At 68.9% G+C, this 19610-nt stretch carries 14 protein-coding genes; 6 read left to right on the forward strand and 8 right to left on the reverse strand.

Going from position 1 to position 19610, the window contains the following annotated elements:
• Positions 1-39: 39 nt before the first annotated feature.
• Complete coding sequence (locus ACPP3B_RS11530) at positions 40-3522, reverse strand: DNA methyltransferase (RefSeq protein ID WP_424859066.1); 3483 nt, start codon at positions 3520-3522, stop codon at positions 40-42.
• A 122-nt stretch (positions 3523-3644) separates the two neighbouring features.
• Complete coding sequence (locus tag ACPP3B_RS11535; protein ID WP_424859067.1) at positions 3645-4181, reverse strand: redoxin family protein; 537 nt, start codon at positions 4179-4181, stop codon at positions 3645-3647.
• 31 nt (positions 4182-4212) lie between these two features.
• On the opposite strand from ACPP3B_RS11535, the gene ACPP3B_RS11540 reads away from it, so the two are divergent.
• Positions 4213-5583, forward strand: a complete 1371-nt coding sequence (locus ACPP3B_RS11540; RefSeq protein WP_424859068.1) for a TrpB-like pyridoxal phosphate-dependent enzyme — start codon at positions 4213-4215, stop codon at positions 5581-5583.
• A 21-nt stretch (positions 5584-5604) separates the two neighbouring features.
• Here the strand turns inward: ACPP3B_RS11540 and serB are convergent, their stop codons facing one another.
• From serB to mfd, 3 genes are read right to left on the reverse strand one after another with little or no spacing between them, the layout of a single operon-like run.
• The gene (gene serB / locus ACPP3B_RS11545; protein ID WP_424859069.1) at positions 5605-6321 is read right to left on the reverse strand and encodes a phosphoserine phosphatase SerB; all 717 of its coding nucleotides are present in this window, start codon (positions 6319-6321) and stop codon (positions 5605-5607) included.
• Positions 6322-6344: 23 nt separating this feature from the next.
• Positions 6345-6992 (reverse strand): YitT family protein, encoded by a 648-nt coding sequence (locus ACPP3B_RS11550; protein ID WP_299021421.1) that lies wholly within the window; start codon positions 6990-6992, stop codon positions 6345-6347.
• A complete protein-coding gene (gene mfd, locus ACPP3B_RS11555; RefSeq protein WP_424859070.1) occupies positions 6989-10477 on the reverse strand; it encodes a transcription-repair coupling factor in 3489 nt (1162 codons plus the stop codon). Before mfd ends, ACPP3B_RS11550 begins: the two co-directional genes overlap by 4 nt.
• A 93-nt stretch (positions 10478-10570) precedes the next feature.
• On the opposite strand from mfd, the gene ispD reads away from it, so the two are divergent.
• Positions 10571-11806 (forward strand): 2-C-methyl-D-erythritol 4-phosphate cytidylyltransferase, encoded by a 1236-nt coding sequence (gene ispD / locus ACPP3B_RS11560; protein ID WP_424859071.1) that lies wholly within the window; start codon positions 10571-10573, stop codon positions 11804-11806.
• A gap of 2 nt (positions 11807-11808) precedes the next feature.
• Here ispD and ACPP3B_RS11565 read toward each other — a convergent pair whose 3' ends face one another.
• Together ACPP3B_RS11565 and ompR are read right to left on the reverse strand one after the other, a co-directional pair.
• Positions 11809-13113 (reverse strand): ATP-binding protein, encoded by a 1305-nt coding sequence (locus ACPP3B_RS11565; protein WP_424859072.1) that lies wholly within the window; start codon positions 13111-13113, stop codon positions 11809-11811.
• Positions 13114-13830, reverse strand: a complete 717-nt coding sequence (gene ompR / locus ACPP3B_RS11570; protein WP_424859073.1) for a two-component system response regulator OmpR — start codon at positions 13828-13830, stop codon at positions 13114-13116.
• Between the two features lie 102 nt (positions 13831-13932).
• On the opposite strand from ompR, the gene ACPP3B_RS11575 reads away from it, so the two are divergent.
• Entirely contained in the window at positions 13933-14781 is an 849-nt protein-coding gene (locus ACPP3B_RS11575; RefSeq protein ID WP_299021438.1) for a sulfite exporter TauE/SafE family protein, read from the forward strand.
• 19 nt (positions 14782-14800) lie between these two features.
• On the forward strand, positions 14801-15550 hold the full coding sequence (locus ACPP3B_RS11580) for an SIMPL domain-containing protein (RefSeq protein ID WP_424859074.1): 750 nt from the start codon (positions 14801-14803) through the stop codon (positions 15548-15550).
• Between the two features lie 8 nt (positions 15551-15558).
• On the opposite strand, the gene ACPP3B_RS11585 is transcribed toward ACPP3B_RS11580, so the two are convergent.
• Complete coding sequence (locus tag ACPP3B_RS11585; protein WP_424859075.1) at positions 15559-16329, reverse strand: 3-hydroxybutyrate dehydrogenase; 771 nt, start codon at positions 16327-16329, stop codon at positions 15559-15561.
• A 66-nt stretch (positions 16330-16395) separates the two neighbouring features.
• Here ACPP3B_RS11585 and ACPP3B_RS11590 point away from each other — a divergent pair, with 66 nt between their 5' ends.
• Both ACPP3B_RS11590 and ACPP3B_RS11595 read left to right on the forward strand, forming a co-directional pair.
• Positions 16396-17370, forward strand: coding sequence for an alpha/beta fold hydrolase (locus ACPP3B_RS11590; protein WP_299021445.1), 975 nt, complete (start codon positions 16396-16398; stop codon positions 17368-17370).
• On the forward strand, positions 17367-19610 hold the full coding sequence (locus ACPP3B_RS11595; RefSeq protein ID WP_424859076.1) for a RelA/SpoT family protein: 2244 nt from the start codon (positions 17367-17369) through the stop codon (positions 19608-19610). The genes ACPP3B_RS11590 and ACPP3B_RS11595 overlap by 4 nt, the downstream gene beginning before the upstream one ends.

Here is a 19610-nt window from a genome sequence, read left to right on the forward strand (position 1 = left end):
GGTTGCCGTCGGCCTTTGGCATCGAGATGGTCGCCCCCCTCACGACCCCGCGCGCCAGCCCTCGGGGGTTTGCACAGCCAGGCCCAGATCGGCCAGCGCGGCCAGTACCGCTTCGACCGCTGGCAGTGGGCGGCGCACGAAGCGCGCCGCCAGGGTGGCTGCGGGTTGCGGGGTGGGACCCAGCGCGGCCCGCACCGCGGCGATTTGCTCGCGCAGTGCCTGGGGCCAGGGCAGCGGCCCGGTGGCGCTGGGGCCTGCGGCTGGCGCGGCTTCGTCGGTGCCGTCCAGCGCCACCGTGGTTTGCACGGCGGCTTGGCCGTGTGGGTGTTGGTAGGCGGGGCGCAACCAGCGCACGTGGCCTTGCGCCTCTTCGGCGGCGCGGCGCGCATTGCAGGCGACAAGCCGCGCCAGGAGCTCCTCCTCGGCGGCGGCCTGTTCGGGCGGCTTGTCCGGCAGCGGCGTGGTGGCACCGGGGCGGCCCACCAGGGGCGCGGCCAGATCGCTCCAGCCGTAGGCGGCCAGCACCGCCTCGTCCAGCTCGTCGTGCAAGGAGGCCAGCACCGACACCAGCCCGGCCTGATGCACCGCTTGCTCCTTGGGGGTCAGGGGCTGGCCCGCGCGCAGCGCTTCCAGCACGTTGTAGAGGCCGGTGAGGGTGAGCTCGGCATGCGCGGCGAGCACGCGCTTGCGGTGCGCGTCGATGGCCTCGGCGTGGTGACGGATGCGCGCGCGCAGCGCGTCGGTCAGGCCGGTGTCGGCATCGGGGAAGGGGAAGGTTTCGAAGCAGCGGGTTTTGTTGTAGCGTGGCCGATCTTCCAAGGTGCCGCCCGTCGCCAGCGCCCAGGCGGCGTGCACCCGCGAGGAGAGCACGCCCAGGTGGAAGGCGTCGTCGCTGGCGATGTTGACCAGCATGTTGTCCGGCAAGATGGCGGCGTCGAGGAATTGAAAGAAGCGGTGCTTGGCGGTTTCGACGGTGGCGATGTAGCGGGGCAGAGGGGCCGACATGGCACGCCACTCGCGCCGCGGCTCGCCAAAAATCCACCAGTTCTGGCGGTAGCTGGCGCGGTTGTTCTGGTCGCGCTCGGGCTTGACCCGCTCGAATACCCACTGGTAGATCGCCGGGTGGCGTTCCCGCACCTCGTCAGCGGTGAGGCCGAATAGGTCGATGACCATGACGCCGCGCGGCTTGTCGGTCAGGTCGCGGCCATTGCGGTAGGGGCGGATCACACGATCGAGTCCCGTCTCCCGGCCCAGCCCCAAGCCTGCGGCCTGCTCGGGGGTGACGATGAAGCCTGCGCCTATCAACTGAACGCCACGCGAAGCGATGTTTGCGTTCGCTCGCAACGGCACCGCCCCCGCCACATCCGCGCCAATGGTGAGGTCGGCATGGATGCGGCCTTCGCGGGCGGCGAGGGTGACGTCGAGCGCATCCTCGCCGGTTTCGCGCTCGGCGATCACGGTCTGCAACAGGCCCTCCCCCGCATCGCGGCTGCCCACGGTCATGGCAATGCGCACGGCGGCACCGTCGGCGGCATCCACCCAGGGGTGGTCGGGGATGGCAAAGGCCAATTGCAGCGGGTTTGGCGCCGCCTTCAGATGGGCTTCGACGACGCGGCGGTTGAAGGTCTGGCGCAGGCTGTTGGTGGTGATGAAGCCAAAGCGCCGCGCGCGGCCCTCGCGCACGGCGAGCGCGGCGATGTGCCACCAGTACATGACGAAGTCGGCGGATTCGGGCACGTCGGGCCAGGTGCGGCGCAGTGCCTCCACATAGCCATCACCAAGGGCGCGGCGCAGGTTGGCCGCGCCGATGAACGGCGGGTTGCCGAGGATAAAGTCAGCCTCAGGCCAGGTAGCCGGACGCGGGTTGACATAGCGCTCGATGGGCACGCGGGCGGTCTCATCGGGCACCGGCTCGCCGGTGACGGGGTGGGGTTTGGTGGTGCGGCCGTCCCAGCGCGTCAGTGGCCGGCCCGCCTCGTCGGTTTCGAGCTCCACCCGGTCGTAGGCCAGCAGCGCGTCGCGGTGTTCGATGTTGTGAAAGTCGCGCAGCACCGGGTCGGGCAGGCTGTCCAGGCTCTTGTGGATGCGGTAGTGCCATTGCAGGTAGCCGATCCAGAGCACCATCTCGGCAATGGCGGCGGCGCGTGGGTTGACCTCCAGCCCCAAGAATTGGTGCGGATCCACGGTGAGGCCGGCCATCTCCAGCCGCCCTTGGGTGTCGCCCAGGTCGGCCAACAGGTTGAGCACTTCGCCCTCCAGGCGCTTCATGTGCTCCAGCGCCACGTAGAGGAAGTTGCCGCTGCCGCAGGCGGGGTCGAGCACGCGCGTGTGGCACAGGCGGTGGTGAAAGGCGCGCACTTCGGCGATGGCCTGCTGCGGCTTGCCTTGCTGCAAGGCGGCGCTGGCGACCACTTGCACGGTCTGCCACTCGGCGCGCAGGGGGTCGATGAGGGTGGGCAACACCAGCCGCTCGACGTAGGCGCGCGGGGTGTAGTGCGCCCCCAGCGCGTGACGCTCGGCGGGGTCGAGCGCGCGCTCGAGCAAGGTGCCGAAGATGGCGGGTTCGACCTGGCGCCAGTCGGCGCGCGCGGCTTGCAGCAGCAGGTCGATTTGTTCGGGTGTCAGCGCGATGACGTCCGGGTGGGCAAAGAGGCCGCCGTTGAAGCGCCGGATGGGGGCGAGCAGCCGGCCATCGAACCCGCCGTGGTTCATGGTTTGCCAGAACAGTTGCAGGGCGGGGACGAAGGCGTCGGGTCGATCGCGCACGCTGTGCAGCAGCCCGGTGAAGGCGCCCACGCCGTCTTGCTGGGGGAGCAGGCCGACGTCTTCGGCAAACATGCAAAAAAGCGCCCGCATGAGGAAGTGCGCCACGCGCTGCGGGGCGTGGCCCTGGGCTTCCAGGGACTTGGCCAGGCGAGCGAGTTGGTCGGCAATGGCGCGGGTGACGCGGGCGGCTTCGCGGCTGGGGTCGAGTTTGAGCGGCTCCAGCCAGAGCAGCCGCAGGCGCTGGCGGATGGCGTCGTGGTGCAGGTCGGCCAGCCGGATGCGGTGGTGCGCCGGGTCGGGGTAGGGAACATAGGTGGCGCCGCTGCGCGAAAAATCGGCGTACAGCTCGATGGAGCGGCCCACGTCCACCACCACGATGAAGGGTGGGCGGCCCTCGTCGGCCGGCAGCGCGCGGGCGTAGGCGTCGGCTTGGGCGTGCGCGCGCAGCATGGCACGGTCCCAGCCGCCGCTGTCCAAGTCCAGCCCGGTTTGCTTGGCCTCCAGCACGAAGCAGCCGCGCCGGTATAGGTCGATGAAGCCGTGCGTCACGCTGCCATCGGCGTGCGCGATGTCCACCCGGCGCTCGAACACGTAGGCATCGTCGCGCGCCTGGCCGGTGGCCGGCTGTGGTCGGGGCAGGTCGAGCGCTTCGGTCAGTTCCGTGAGGAAAAGTTGGTAGTTGGCGCGCTCGCTGCCGCTGGCATCACGCCAGCGGGCGATGAAGGCGACGATGGGGTCGGTGGCGGGGGCGTTCATCTGCCGTCGGTCGGGGGCGGTACTGCAGCGACATGGCGTGGCAGTGTAGCGCCGCTCGACACCATGCCGGTGGTGGCTGTAGGCGCAGTGGCGACGTTGGTCAAGCTGTTGTCGGCGAAGCGTTACACGCGCCCCGCCCACCACAGGCGCAGCCGCATGCCCCAGCCGGTGGTGTAGCCCACGGTGGTGTGGCGCAGCGTGCCGTCGGGGGCGAGCACGCTGAACACGGGCACGGCGCGCCAGCCGTGCTGGGCGGCGATGCGGCCATCGGGGTCGAGCACTGCCACCCACGGCAAGCCGCGCTGGCGCAGATAGGCCTGCACGGTGGCGGCGTCCCCCGATCGCGTGGCCAGGGTGACGACGGGGTGGTCTCGCGACAGGTCGGTGATGGTGCCTTCTTCGGCCCGGCAGATGCTGCACCACGTGGCCCAGACGTGCAGTGCCAGCGGGGCGTCGGGTGCGATGCCAGTCTGTGCCCGCAGGTCCTGCCAAGTGCCGCTGCCGCGGGTGCCGTCCGGTTGTACCCAGCTCAGCAGGCCGTCGTGCTGCCAGCGCTCGGGCGTGTCGCGTGTTTGCCACGCTTGCGCGCCCAGAAAAACGGCCAGTGCGATGACCACGGTCAGCGCCAGTTCGCGTAAGGTTTTGAGGGTACGACGCATGCTACATTGTGAGGGCATCCGAGGAGACCCCATGACCACGCCCACCAAGTATTTGCTCGACGAGGCCCAGTTGCCGAAGTTCTGGTACAACATTGCGGCCGATCTGCCCAAGGCACCGCCGCCCGTGCTGCACCCGGGCACGCTGCAACCCGTCGGCCCGGATGATCTGGCACCGCTGTTTCCGATGGAGCTGATTCTGCAAGAGGTCAGCACCGAGCGCGAGATCGAAATCCCCGAGCCGGTACGCGAGATTTACCGTCTGTGGCGCCCAGCCCCGCTGTACCGGGCACACCGGCTGGAAAAGGCGCTCGGCACGCCCGCCAAGATTTTCTACAAGTACGAGGGCGTCAGCCCCGCGGGCAGCCACAAGCCCAACACTGCCGTGCCGCAGGCGTTCTATAACGCGCAGGCGGGCACCAAGCGGCTGACCACCGAGACCGGCGCGGGCCAGTGGGGTACGTCGCTGTCGTTTGCGGGGCAGCTCTTCGGGCTGGAGGTGCTGGTATTCCAAGTCCGGGTTAGCTACGACCAAAAGCCGTATCGCCGCGCGGTGATGGAGACCTACGGCGCGCGCTGCTTGCCGTCGCCGTCGACCGAGACCGAGTACGGCCGGCGCGTGCTGGCGCAGCGGCCCGACCACCCGGGCAGCCTGGGCATCGCCATCTCCGAAGCGGTGGAGCTGGCCGCGCAGCGCGACGACACCAAGTACGCGCTGGGGTCGGTACTCAACCACGTGCTGCTGCACCAAACCGTGATCGGGCTGGAGGCGATGGAGCAGCTGCAAATGGCCGATGCCTGGCCGGACGTGATCGTCGGCGCGACCGGTGGCGGCAGCAATTTTGCGGGCATTGCATTCCCGTTCATTGGTCACGGCCTGCGCGGTGGGGCCAAGCCGCGCGTGGTGGCGGTGGAGCCGGCGGCGTGTCCGTCACTGACACGCGGCAAGTACGCCTATGACTTTGGCGACACTGCGCACCTGACGCCGCTGACCAAAATGCACACGCTCGGCTCGACTTTCACGCCGCCGCCGTTTCATGCGGGCGGGCTACGCTACCACGGTATGGCACCGCTGGTGTCACACCTCAAGGAGCTGGGCTTGATCGAGGCCGTGGCCTACACCCAGACCCAGTGTTTCGAGGCGGGCGTGCTGTTTGCACGCGCTGAAGGGATCGTGCCGGCACCGGAGGCCAACCACGCCGTCAAGGGTGCGATCGAGGAAGCGTTGCGCTGTAAGCGCGAGGGGCGCAGCGAAACGATTCTGTTCAACCTATGCGGGCATGGTCACTTCGATATGGCGGCGTACCAGAAATATTTCGCGGGTGAGCTGAAGGACGAAACCTACGACGAGCGCGAGCTGGCGATGGCGTTGTCGGGGCTGCCCAGTGTGCCTGAGCCGGTCTGAAGGCGTGTGCGGGCGGCTGGATCAAGCTCGAACGACCTCTAGCAAGCGATCCAGCCCGCCCATGTCGATGGCCACATGGGCGAGCTCGCGCACCTTGGGCTTGGCGCGGTAGGCCACTGACAGGCCAGCGGCGGCCATCATTTCCAGGTCGTTGGCGCCATCGCCCATGGCGATGGCCTGTTGCGGTGTGCAGCCGATCAGGTCGCACGCCTGCAGCAGGGTGTGGCGCTTCTGTGCGCCGTCGCAGATGTCACCCCAGTGTTGATCGAGCAGCCGCCCGGTGAGGCGGCCATCGACGATTTCGAGCCGGTTGCTGCGCGCAAAGTCCAGCGCCAGCCGCTCACGCAGCCGGTCGGTGAAGAAGGTAAAGCCCCCGCTGACGAGCAGCACTTTCAACCCTGCGCCTTTGCAAGCGAGCACGAGGTCGGCCGCGCCGGGGTTGAGTTTGAGGCGTTGGCGGTAGACGTGCTCCAGATGCTCGACCGACACGCCCGCGAGCAGCGCCACGCGGCGGCGCAGGCTTTCCTTGTAGTCGGAGATTTCGCCGCGCATGGCCGCCTCGGTAATGGCGGCGACTTCGGCCTTGCGCCCCGCGGCATCGGCGATTTCGTCCACGCACTCGATGTTGATGAGCGTGGAGTCCATGTCGAAGGCAATGAGCTTGAAGTCGCGCAGACGCAGGGGCGGGGTGATGCCCCGCACGCTCAGGCCGGGGGCAATTTCGGTGCGGTCGGTCATGGTGGGGTGTCAGGATACAGGGTTCAAAAGGCGACGTAGCGCCCGGGGCGGTGGTTGATGGCGAGCGTCACGTTCATCAGCGCCGCGGCCAGCACCGACAGTGCCAGGCGCGGGGCGTCGAGCAGTGGCCAAGAGGCAAGCAAAATGGCCCCATCGATGCCCAGTTGCACCACGCCCGCGCGCCAGCCAAAGCGCTCTTGCAGCCACAGCACCAGGGTATTGAAGCCACCCAGGCTGGCGCGGTGGCGAAACAGAATGATGAAGCCCACGCCCACCAGCAGGCCGCCCGCCACCGCGGCAAACACTGGGTGCACATGTCGCAGCCCGATCCAGTGCGGCATGGCCTCGGTCAGCGCCCCCAGCAGGGCGACAGCCAGTACGGTCTTGAGCGTGAACGCGGTGCCCATGCGTACCCAGGCCAGCGCGTAGAACGGCAGGTTGATGGCAAACACCAGCGGGCCAAACGGCAGCCCGCTGGCGTAGTGCGCCAGAAAAGCTAGCCCTACCGTGCCGCCAGTGACCAAGCCGGCGTGGCGAAACAGCACCAGACCGAGGGCCACGAGCAGGGTGCCGGTGAGCAGAGCTTGTGCGTCATCCAGCCAGGTGTGGCGCTGCACCGGAAAGGGCAGGCCGTGGGTTGCATCAGAGGGTGGTGGCGCGGTGGGCTTCATGCCGTGGTCGCCTCCAGCGGCTGGCCCAGCGAACGCAGCACGTCACGCGCCAGCTGCGCGCGCGCCGCCGGGTCGGGCAGGGCGCGTTCGATCTTGAGCCGCTCGTTGCCCGCCAGCTTGATGTGGCGGTTCTTCTGGATCAGCTCGATGATGCGCATCGGGTCGATGGGGGGCTGAGGCCGGAAGGTGATGAGGATGTGCGTGGGCGCAGCGTCGATCTTGAGCACGCCATAGCGCTCGGCCAGCACGCGCAGCCGGTGCACCTCGATCAGGTTTTGTGCGGCCGGGGGCAGCTTGCCAAAACGGTCGACGATTTCCTCCACCAGGCGTTCGAGCTGGTCGGCGTTTTTGGCCGACGCCAGCTTTTTGTAAAAGCTCAGCCGCAGGTGCACGTCGCCGCAGTAGTCTTGCGGCAGCAACGCGGGGGCGTGCAGGTTGATATCGGTGGCGACGGCCAGGGGTTTGAGCAGGTCGGGCTCCTTGCCCTCGCGCAGGCTGCGCACCGCCTCGGCCAGCATCTCGTTGTAGAGCTGAAAGCCGATTTCGGTGATATTGCCGCTTTGCGCATCGCCCAGCACTTCCCCCGCACCACGGATTTCCAGGTCGTGCATGGCCAAATAGAAGCCGCTGCCCAGCTCCTCCATCTGTTGGATGGCTTCCAGCCGTTGCGCGGCCTGCTTGGTCAGGGCCTCGATGTCGGGCACCAGCAGGTAGGCGTAGGCCTGGTGGTGGCTGCGTCCGACCCGGCCGCGCAGTTGGTGCAACTGTGCCAAGCCAAATTTGTCGGCGCGCGCGATGATGATGGTGTTGGCCGTGGGCACGTCGATGCCCGTTTCGATGATGGTCGAGCACAGCAGCAGGTTGAAGCGCTGCGCCACGAAGTCACGCATGACGCGCTCGAGTTCGCGCTCGGGCATCTGGCCGTGGGCGATGGCGATGCGCGCCTGCGGCAGCAGTTGCTCCAGCTTGGCGCGGCGGTTTTCGATCGTCTCCACCTCGTTGTGCAGGAAGTACACCTGCCCGCCGCGCTTGAACTCGCGCAGCACCGCCTCGCGGATGACGCCGGGGTTTTCTTCGCGCACGAAGGTCTTGATGGCCAGCCGCCGCTGCGGCGCGGTGGCAATCACGGACAAGTCGCGCAGGCCCTCCAGCGCCATGCCCAGCGTGCGCGGGATGGGGGTGGCGGTCAGCGTGAGTACGTCCACCTCGGCGCGCAGAGCCTTGATCGCTTCTTTGTGCCGCACGCCAAAGCGGTGCTCCTCGTCGATGATGAGCAGGCCCAGGTTTTTGAACTTCGTTTTCTCACTCAGCAGCTTGTGCGTGCCCACCACGATGTCGATGCTGCCGTTTTCCAGTCCTTGGAGGGCAGCAGTGATTTCTTTGGCCGTGCGAAAGCGGCTCATCTCGGCGATGCGTACCGGCCACTTGGCAAAGCGCTCCACCAGCGTTTGATAGTGCTGCTCGGCCAACAGCGTGGTGGGGGCCAGCATGGCCACCTGTTTGCCGCCCATGACGGCGACGAACGCCGCGCGCAGCGCCACCTCGGTCTTGCCAAACCCCACGTCCCCACACACCAGCCGGTCCATCGGGCGCGGGCTGATCATGTCTTGGATGACCGCATGGATGGCTGCGCGCTGATCGGGCGTTTCCTCGAAGCCGAAGTCGTTGGCGAATGCCTCATACGCTTGTGCGTCGAAGCGAAAGGCGTATCCCTGCCGGGCCGCGCGTCGGGCGTAGACGTCCAGCAGCTCGGCGGCAGTGTCGCGCACTTGCTCGGCCGCCTTGCGCCGGGCTTTGTCCCACTGGCCGCTGCCCAGGCGGTGCAGCGGGGCCTCGTCGGCGCTGACGCCCGTGTAGCGGCTAATCAGGTGCAGTTGCGACACCGGCACGTACAGCGTGGCTTGCTGCGCGTACTCCAGGTGCAAAAATTCTTGCAGCGCGGGGCTGCCGTCGGGGTTCTTCTCGCCCAGATCCAGATTGACCAGTCCCCGATAGCGGCCAATGCCATGCTGCGCGTGCACCACGGGGTCACCGATTTGCAGCTCGCTCAGGTCTTTGATGAGCGCCTCGACGTCGCTGGCTTGCTCCTGCTTGCGGCGTCGGCGCACGCTGGGGCTGGCGGCGAACAGCTCGGTCTCCGTGACCAGCTCGATGCCCGCTTCTGTCCAGGCAAACCCTGCCGCCAGCGGCCCGGTCGTGATGCCGAAGCGCTCGCCGCTGGCACGAAACGCGGCCAGATCGTCGAACACGGGCGGGCTCAAGCGGCTGGCGCGCAGCAGGTCGAGCAGGCTCTCGCGCCGTCCGTCACTGTCGGCTAGGATGAGCACACGCGCCGGGGTGCGCTGCAGGTGGGCGTGCAGCCGCTGCAGCGGGTCGTCGGCGCCGCGCTGGGCCGTCAAATCCGGCAGCGCCCCGATCACGCCCGACCACGCGCTGAGCGCCTCCTCGGCCGCAGCCGGACGAAGCGCCCATTGCGCGTAGGGTTTGGCGCGGGCGTAGAAGCCCTCGGCGTCCAGAAACAGCGCCTCGGGCGGCAGCACGGGCCGCTCGGGGTCGCCCTGCACCAGGCGGTAGCGCTCGCGCGTGTCCTGCCAAAAGCGCTGGAATGCGTCTTCCAGGTCGCCGTGCAGCACCAGCGTTGCATCGGGCCCCAGGTAGTCGAAGACGGTGGCCGTCTCCTCGAAAAAAAGCGGCAGGTAGTACTCGATGCCCGCGCTGGCGACGCCGTTGCCGATGTCTTTGTAGAGCCGGCTCTTGGTCGGGTCGCCGTCGAGCAGCTCGCGCCAGCGGGCGCGAAAGCGGGCGCGCGCCGCCTCGTCCATCGGAAACTCGCGCCCAGGCAGCAGCCGCACCTCCGGCACGGGGTACAGGCTGCGCTGGCTGTCGGGGTCGAAGGTGCGGATCGAGTCGATCTCGTCGTCGAACAGATCGACCCGGTACGGCATGGGCGAGCCCATGGGAAAAAGGTCGATCAGGCCACCGCGCACCGCGTATTCGCCCGGACTGACCACCTGGGCCACGTGCTGGTAGCCCGCCAGTGTGAGTTGCGCGCGCAGCCGCGCCTCGTCGAGCTTTTGGCCCGTTTTGAAATGAAAGGTGTAGGCGGCCAGAAACGACGGCGGCGCCAGTCGGTACAGCGCCGTGGTGGCCGGGATGAGGATGACATCGGCGCCGTCGTCGGCGCGGCGCTGCTGAATGCGCCACAGCGTGGCCAGCCGCTCCGAGATCAAGTCCTGGTGCGGCGAGAAGGTGTCGTAGGGCAGCGTTTCCCAGTCGGGAAAGAGCGCGCAGCGCAGCGATGGCTCGAAAAACGGCAGCTCGGCCAGCAGGCGCTGGGCGTCGCTCGCGTCGGCGGTGACGATGGCCGTCGGCCGGCCCGCCGCTTGGTCGCGGGCGGCCTGCGCGGCCAGCAGCAGCGCGTCGGCCGACGGGGCCGGGCGCGGCGACTGAAAGCGTTTTCCGGGGGTCAGGCGGGGCAGATCCATGAGGGGCCCGATTCTAGGGCGGCTGCGGCCGCCACGCGCGCCCGATGGGCGGCCTGTCCGCGGGTCGGATACGCGGATCGGATAATCGCACGCATGAATCTCACCGAACATACCCCGGCGGCGGTTTGGGCAGTCGAGCGCGCCGATGCCCCAGCGCGCTGTTTCGCCCTGGTGCCCGCAGCGGGCAGTGGCAGCCGCGCCGGCTTGGGCGCGCCCAAGCAGCATCACCGCTTGGCGGGGCGCCGGGTGTTGGACCACACGCTGGCGGCGCTGGCGGCGGTGCCCGCGATCGCGGGCATTGCCGTGGTGCTGGCGCCGGACGACGACAGCACGGTGGGCGACGGGCAGCGCGTGCGTGCATGGCGTGTGGGCGGTGCCTCGCGCGCCGAGAGCGTGGCCAATGGCCTGGCGGCGTTGGCCGAAGCCGGGGTGCGCGACCACGACTGGGTGCTGGTGCACGATGCGGCGCGCTGCCTGCTGCGCGCAGCGGACGTCGAGCGCTTGATCGCCGCTTGTGGTGACGACCCCGTCGGTGGTCTGCTGGCGGTGCCGCTGTCCGACACGCTCAAGCAGGCCGACGACGAGGGCTGGGTGCGCGCGACGCTGCCGCGCGAGGACAAGTGGCTAGCGCAGACGCCACAGATGTTTCGGTTGGGGCTGCTGCGCCGGGCGCTGGAGGCGCACCGCGCCCAGGGGTTCGCCGGTATCACTGACGAATCCAGCGCGGTCGAGGCGCTGGGCCACCGCCCATTGCTGGTGCGCGGCCACACGCACAATGTCAAGATCACTTATCCGGAGGACGTGACGATGGCGCAGTCGCTGCTAGGGCAGCCGCCCGCGCCCGACTGGCGCGTGGGTGAGGGGTGGGACGTGCACGCGCTGGTGCCAGGCCGCCCCCTGGTGTTGGGGGGCGTGACGATTCCGTATGACAAGGGGCTGCTGGGGCATTCGGACGCCGACGCGCTGCTGCATGCCATCACCGATGCCTTGCTCGGCGCGGCGGGTTTGGGCGATATCGGTACCTGGTTTCCCGACACCGATGTTCGCTTCGCGGGAGCGGATTCGGCGGCCTTGCTGCGGCACGCGTGCGACGCGGTGCGGGCGCGCGGCTGGCAGCCGGTCAACGTGGATGCGACCGTGATCGCGCAGGCACCGCGCCTCGCGCCGCACCGCAGTGCCATGCAGGCCCACATCGCGCGCTGCTTGGGCTTGCCGCTCGATGCGGTCAACGTCAAGGCCAAGACGGCCGAACGGCTGGGGCCGGTGGGGCAGGGGTTGAGCATCGAAGCGCGCGCCGTCGTGTTGGTGCAACGCAGCGGCGAGCGCTGAGGTCAGGGAGCCGTTGGCAGCCGCACGGTCACGGCCAGCCCGCCGCCGTCGGCGTTGCGCAGCTCGCACGTGCCACCCATGCGTTCGGCGCTGCGGCGCACGATCGCCAGCCCCAATCCACTGCCGGGCGTGGTGCGGGCGCTCTCGCCGCGAAAAAACGGCTCGGTCAGCCGCGGCAGCAGCGCCTCGTCCACGCCAGGCCCGTGGTCGCGCACCGTCAGCGCGATGTCGCGCTCGGTCGCGGTGGCCTCGATGTCGATCACCGCGCATCCGTCGGCACTGCGGCCGTGACGCACGGCGTTTTCCAGCAGGTTGCTCAGTATCCGCTGCAGGCCCGCGGCGTCGGCCAGCGGCTGCAACCCCTCGGGCACGTGGATGTGCAGTTGCACGTCGTCGCGCGGTCGGTAGGGGGCCACGGCGCGCTCCACGGTGGCGGCCAGCGGCACGGGTGCCAGCACGGTCGGTCGCTCGCGCGCGTAGTCCAGAAATTGCCCGATGATGGTGTCCACGTCGGCGATGTCGCTGGCCATGCGTTCGCGCGTGGGCGCGTCCGGCACGCCCATCTCGACCTCCAGTCGCAGCCGTGCCAGCGGCGTGCGCAAGTCGTGCGAGATGCCAGCCAGCATCAGGCGCCGATCGGCGTCGGCGCGGGCGAGTTGCTCGGCCATACGGTTGAAGGCGCGGTTGACACCCGCGATTTCACGCGTGGGCAGTGTCTCGTCCAAGCGCGCGCCGTCGAAGTCCCCCTCGCGCACGCGCGCGGCGGCCTGCGCCAGCCGTTGCAGAGGCTGGTTGATCAACCTCGTGATGATCACCGCTCCCACCAACGACAGCGCCAGCGCCGTGGCCAGCCACGCCAGCCACGTGCGCCCGCCCACGGCCTCCAGCCGCGAAGGGTCGGCCAGCAGCCAATAGTTTTGGCCTTCGATGGTAAATCCGATCCACAGGCCGTCGAAGCCGTTGACCTCGCGCGCGACGATGGTGCCAGGCCCCAGACGTTCGATGAGTGCCTGCGCCACCCGATGGCCCGAGGTGTTGGGCTCGAAAGGCCTGTGGATGTCTTCGGGTTCGCGCACGGCGATGCGCACGTTTTCCTCGTCCACCAGGGTTTTGACCAGCGCCACCCGGGCGATGGGGTCGGTATACAGGAGCGCCGCGCGCGTGAGGTTCACCAGCGACGCCAGCCCCTGCGCGCTTTGCAGCGCGCGCGGTTCTTGCTCCAGGGTACGGAACACCTGGAACCACGCCAACACGCTGAGCAGCAGCAGCCCCGCGAGCAGCAGAAAGTTGCGCCAGAACAGGCTCATTCAGTCATCCGGCACGAACATGTAGCCCACCCCCCAGACGGTTTGGATGTAGCGCGGGTTGGCCGGGTCGGGCTCGATGAGCTTGCGCAGGCGCGATACCTGCACGTCCAGGCTGCGGTCGAAGGGTTCGAACTCGCGCCCGCGGGCCAGTTGCGCCAGTTTGTCGCGTGACATGGGCTGGCGCGGATGCCGCACCAGTGCCTTGAGCATGGCGTATTCGCCGCTCGTCAGCGTGACTTCCTCGCCGTTGCGCGTGAGGCTGCGACGGCCCAGGTCGAACGTGTAGGGGCCAAAACGCACCACGGCCTTGTCCACGGCGGCGCCAGGCGGCTCCGGGGGTGGGCGCCGACGCAAAACGGCGTGGATGCGCGCCAGCAGCTCGCGCGGGTTGAAGGGCTTGGGCAGATAGTCATCTGCCCCCAACTCCAGTCCCACAATGCGGTCCACGTCCTCGCCCTTGGCCGTGAGCATGATGATGGGCGTGGCATCGCCCGCGGTGCGCAGGCGTCGACAGATCGACAGGCCATCCTCGCCAGGTAGCATCAGGTCGAGCACGATCAGGTCGGGCGTTTCGCGCTGCAGCAGGCGATCGAGCCGCTCGCCGTTTTCGGCCAGCAGCACCTCGAAGCCTTCCTGCTGCAGGTAGCGCTGCAACAGCTCGCGGATGCGCGCATCGTCGTCGACGATGATGAGACGGTGGGGGCGGCGCAAATTCATCGGCGTGGGTTCGATCGGCGAGGGACAACGAGACGGTAGCATAGCGGCTGTCGCCTTTGTGGGGCCGTCGTGCGGACCACAAGACGCCATTGCACCGATCCCATGCTCGACACCGCCTCACTCGCCACGGTCGTTGCGGCCCTCCCGACCCTCGCGCCCAGTGTTGCGCTGGGGGCGGCCGTCGGCTTGGTCATGGCGCTCACAGGGGCCGGTGGGGGCATTTTGGCCGTGCCGCTGCTGGTGTTCGGGCTGCACCTGCCGCTGCCGCAGGCGGCCCCGACGGGCCTGATCGCGGTTGGCGCGGCCGCAGCGCTGGCTGCGGTGCTGGGGTTGCGCGAGGGGATCGTGCGTTACCGCGCGGCCGGGTTCATGGGTGCCTTTGGCGTGGCGCTGGCCCCCGTGGGGGTCTGGCTGGCGGCGCGGCTGCCGGCGACGCCGCTGCTGTTGGGCTTTGCCGCGCTGCTCATGTGGGTGTCGTGGCGGAGTTGGCGGCCCGCCAATGGCGCAGCGGCGGACGCGCCGGGCGGCATTTCCTGCCGACTCGACCCCGACGAGGGGCGCCTGCGCTGGACCGGACGTTGTGCCCAGGCGCTGGCAGCCACCGGGGCAACAGCGGGGCTGCTCAGTGGTCTGTTCGGTGTCGGTGGTGGCTTCGTCATTATTCCGGCTCTGCAGCGGGTCTCTGATTTGGATCTGCGCAGTATTCAGGCCACCTCGCTGACGGTCATCGCCCTCGTGTCGACCAGCGGCGTGGCAGCGGCAGCGGCCAGCGGTGCCCTGGACTGGAGCGTGGCCTTGCCGTTTGGCGCGGGGGCAGTGGCGGCGTTGCTGGCTGGGCGCCAAATGGCGCAGCACCTGCCTGCCCCCCTGCTGCGCCGCGCGTTCGGCGCGCTCACTTTCGTTGTCGCACTCATGATGCTGGCCCGCGCCTTGGGCTGGCGCCTGGGTTGACCACCATCAGGAGATGGATATGCCACGGTGCTCATCGCTGATTCGCCACGGGCTCGTGCTGCTCGCCACGACCGCTTCCCTGGCCGTGACGGCTCAAGCGCAGCCCCAAGCCCAGCCCCAAAACCAGCCCCACGGGCTGTCCGCGCCGCCCCAACGGGTGGTGCATTTGACCGCGCAAGCGGAGCAGCGGCTGCCCCATGACTGGGTGGTGCTGACGCTGTCGGCGCGCCACCAGGCTGCTGACGCCCGCACGGTGCAACATCAGTTGAACGATGCGGTGCAGCAGGCGCTGAGCCTGTGGCGTCCGCAGCTGCGCCCGGAATGGATCGAGGCCAGCACCGCCGGCATGAGTGTGCAGCCGCGCTACGGTCGCGAGGGCCAGATCGTCGGCTGGCAGGGCAGTGCCGAGCTGACGCTGCAAGGGCGCGACATGGCGGCAGTGGCGGCGTTGGCGCAGCAGGCCCCCGGGCTGACCGTGACGGCGGTGCGCATGATGCTGGCACGGGCCACCCAGCGCGCCGCCGAGGCCGCGCTACGCCAGCAGGCCATCGCGGCGTTTCGCCAGCAGGCCGACGAGGTGGCGCAGGCATTCGGCGCGCGCGGCTGGACGCTGCGCGAGGCGCACGTCAACCCCGCGCCGCTGCCCGCACCGGGCGAGCCGATCGCCATGCGCACCCTGGCAGCGTCACCCAGCGCAGAGGCGCTGCCGCTGCAACCGGGCTTGGCCTGGCTGCAGCTGACGGTGACGGGCAGCGTGGCGCTGGAGTAGGGCCGCGCTCACTGCGCCAGCCAACCGCCGTCCATGTTCCATGCCACCCCGCGCACGTTGTCGGCGGCGGGCGAGCAGAAAAATACCGCCAGCTCGCCTATTTCCTCGGGGGTGGTAAAGCGCATCGAGGGTTCTTTTTCGCCCAGCAGCAGGCGGGTGGCCTCCTCGATGCTCACGCCCAGCGCAGCGGCTTTGGCGTCGACCTGCTTTTGTACCAGCGGCGTCAGCACCCAGCCCGGGCAGATCGCGTTGCAGGTAACGCCCGTGGTCGCGGTCTCGAGCGCCACCACCTTGGTCAGGCCCACGATGCCGTGCTTGGCCGCCACGTACGCCGACTTATGTACCGACGCTACCAGCCCATGCACGGAGGCCACGTTGATGATGCGCCCCCAGTTGGCCGCGCGCATGGCAGGCAGTGCCAGCCGGGTGGTGTGGAAGGCGCTGCTGAGATTGATGGCGATGATCGCGTCCCAGCGCTCGACCGGAAACGCCTCGATCGGTGCCACGTGCTGGATACCGGCATTGTTGACCAGCACGTCCACCCGGCCGAAGCGCGCGGCCGCAGCCTGCATCATGTCCTCGATGTCGGCGGGCCGGCTCATGTCCGCCCCGTGGTAGAACACCTCCACGCCCAGGGCGGCTACCTCCGCGCAGGCTTGGTCGACGTCGCCAAAACCGTTGAGAACGATGTTCGCCCCCTGGCGCGCCAGCGCCTTGGCGATGCCCAGCCCGATACCGCTGGTCGATCCGGTGACGAGGGCGGTCTTGTCCTTCAGCATGGTGCGTGCTCCGTTTCCGATACGATGACGGCCGCATTATCCTATCCGTCACACACGAACAACGATATGGAACCGACGCTGCATCACTTGGTCGTCCCGGGACCGAGGGCCAAACACGGCGGACCGCGCCGCATCGCTTGGTGGGAATGGAATGCCACCGGCACCGCGGAGCCGGGGCATGTCGTGGTGTGCGTCCATGGGCTGACACGGCAGGCGCGCGATTTCGACGTGTTGGCGCGGGTGCTGGCGCCCCATGCTGCCGTGGTGTGTGTGGACGTGGCTGGGCGCGGACACAGCGACTGGCTCGAAGACCCGATGGCCTACCAGATACCGACCTATGTCAACGATCTGGCGGTGCTGCTGGCGCATCTGCGGCAACGCCACGCCGCCGCCACGGGAACGGCCGAACCGTACGCGCTGGGCATCGACTGGGTGGGCACCAGCATGGGCGGCTTGATCGGTATGGCGTTGGCGTCGCAGCCCGCCATCGGCTTGCGGCGGCTGGTGCTCAACGACGTCGGGCCGGTCATCGAGCCCCAGTCGCTCGAGCGCATCGCGCAGTACGTGGGCGTGCAGCCGGTCTTTCCCAGCGAGCAGGCGGCTGCCGACGCCCTGTGGCAGATTTCGCGCTCGTTCGGGCCGCACACGCCCGAGCAGTGGCTGGCGCTGACGCGCCCGATGCTGCGACCGGTCGAAGGCGGTTGGACACTGCATTACGACCCCGCGATCGCGGTGCCGTTTCGCGCCATGCTCGAGGCCCAGCGTGCGGCGCAGGCGGCAGATTCGCAAGCCACCCAGTGGCAGGACAGCGCCCGGCAGGCCGGCGAGGCGGCCTTGTGGGCGATGTATGACGCCATCACCTGCCCGACCCTGCTGCTGCGTGGGGCTGAGTCAGACCTGCTGTCGCGTGAGACGGCGCTGGCGATGACCCTGCGCGGGCCGCGTGCACGCTTGGTGGAGTTCGAGGGTGTGGGGCACGCGCCGACGCTGGTGCAGCCAGAGCAGGTGCAAGTGGTGGCGGACTTTTTGCTCGCGCCATGATCAGCCACAGCCAAGCCCATGGCCCGGCTCAGGCCGAGGCAACGGCGATCACTGCTGCATTGGGGGGACCCAGCGCGGACGATGGGCGCACCTTGCCGCGGGCGCGCGCATTCGCCGAGCCGCTGCTCAGCGGCGAGGTGCTCGACACGGGCGAGCCCGTGCTGGCCCACGCCGACGCCGTGGTGCAGATTTTGGAGCGCATCGGCGGCACGCCCGACCTACAGGCTTGCGTCTACCTGGTCTATGCCAGCCCGTTTCTGGCGCGCCCGCGCGAGATGATCGCCAAGGCCTTTGGCGCCGCCAACGCCGACGTGGCCATCGAGACCAGCAAGCTGATCCAGTTGCAGCGCCAGGCTCGCGCACGGGCCAGCGCCGCGGAGGCGGGCACCCCGTCGGGATCGGGGCGTGGCGCACCCTCGGCGCTCGCCGCAGCGCAGACCGAAAACGTGCGCAAGATGCTGCTGGCATTCTCGCGCGACCTGCGTGTGGTGCTGCTGCGGCTGGCCTCGCGCTTGCAGACCTTGCGCTACTGCGCCGCGACCCGGCAGCCGCCCAGCCCCGCGCTGGCCGCGGAGTCGCTGCACGTGTTTGCGCCGCTGGCCAACCGACTGGGCATCTGGCCGCTCAAGTGGGAACTGGAAGACCTGGCATTTCGCTTTCTGGAGCCAGATACCTACAAAGAAATCGCCCGCTTGCTCGACGAAAAGCGCGTCGAGCGCGAAAGCCATGTCGAGCAGGTGCGCCAATACCTAGAGCGCGAACTGGCGGCGCTTGGCTTGCAGGCGCAAGTGCAAGGTCGCCCCAAGCACATCTACAGCATCGTCAAAAAGATGCGCGGCAAGGGGCTGGCGTTCGACCAGTTGTATGACTTGCGGGCGCTGCGCGTGATCGTCGAGACGGTCGATGAGTGCTACCGCGTGCTGGCCTGGGTGCATGAGCATTTTCAGCCCGTGCCCGAGGAGTTCGACGACTACATCGCGCGGCCCAAGCCCAACGGCTACCAGTCGCTGCACACCGTGGTGCGCGACGAGCAGGGCCGCGCGTTCGAAATCCAGATCCGCACCCGCGCCATGCACGAGCACGCCGAACACGGCGTGGCCGCCCACTGGGCGTACAAAGAGGCCGGCACCAAAGGGTACGCGGGCGTGACGGCCGCCTCGTCCTACGATGCCAAGATTGCCGTGCTGCGCCAGCTGCTGGCGTGGCAGCGCGACTTGAGCGGCCTGTCGCACGGCTTGTTCGACGATCACATCTACGTGCTGACGCCGCAGGCGGCGATCGTCGAGCTGCCGCAGGGTGCGACACCGGTCGACTTCGCCTACGCCGTGCACACCGACCTGGGCCACCGCTGCCGGGGTGCGCGCGTGGACGGGCAGATGGTGCCGCTCAACACCCCCTTGGCCAATGGGCAGACGGTGGAGATCATCGCTGCCAAAGAGGGCGGACCGTCGCGCGACTGGCTCAACCCCGAGGCGGGCTACCTGGTCAGCCACCGCGCCAAGGCCAAGGTGCGCGCCTGGTTCAATGCGCAGGCGGCGGCCGACAACATCGCGCGCGGGCGCGAGCAGGTCGAGCGGCTGTTGCAGCGCGAGGGCAAAACCGCCGTCAAGTTGGAGGAGTTGGCCCTCGCGTTGGGATTCGATAGCCCGGATGCGCTGTTCGAGGCCGTGGGCAAAGAAGCGCTCACCCTGCGCGCCGTCGAGCAGGCCCTGCATCCGGCCGAGCCGGTGGCGCCACCCGAGACCTTGCCGCTCAAAAAGGCGCGCAGCGGCACCGCCGGGCCCCAAGGCGGGGTGCTGGTGATGGGCGTGGGCTCGCTGATGACGACGCTGGCGCGCTGCTGCAAGCCCGCGCCACCCGATGAAATCCGCGGGTTTGTGACGCGCGGCAAGGGCGTGAGCGTCCATCGCGCCGACTGTCCCGACTTTCAGGCACTCGCGCGGCGACAGCCCGGGCGGGTCATCGAGGTCGCGTGGTCAGGCGCGGTATCCACGGGGCCCCACGCGCCCACCTACGCGGTGGATGTGGGCGTGCAAGCCCTGGATCGCCAGGGCCTGCTGCGCGATATTTCAGAAGCGTTCGCGCGCGAGAAGATCAACGTCATCGGTGTGCAGACGCAGTCGGTCAAGGGGGTGGCGTGGATGACGTTTACCGTCGAGGTCAGCGACGCCACCCGGGTCAGCCGGGTCATGGCCGTGCTGTCGGACGTCGCTGGCGTGCAAAAAGTCTGGCGACGTTGA

It is taken from the genome of Tepidimonas sp. HKU77 (genome assembly GCF_049728535.1).
GTDB lineage: Bacteria > Pseudomonadota > Gammaproteobacteria > Burkholderiales > Burkholderiaceae_C > Tepidimonas.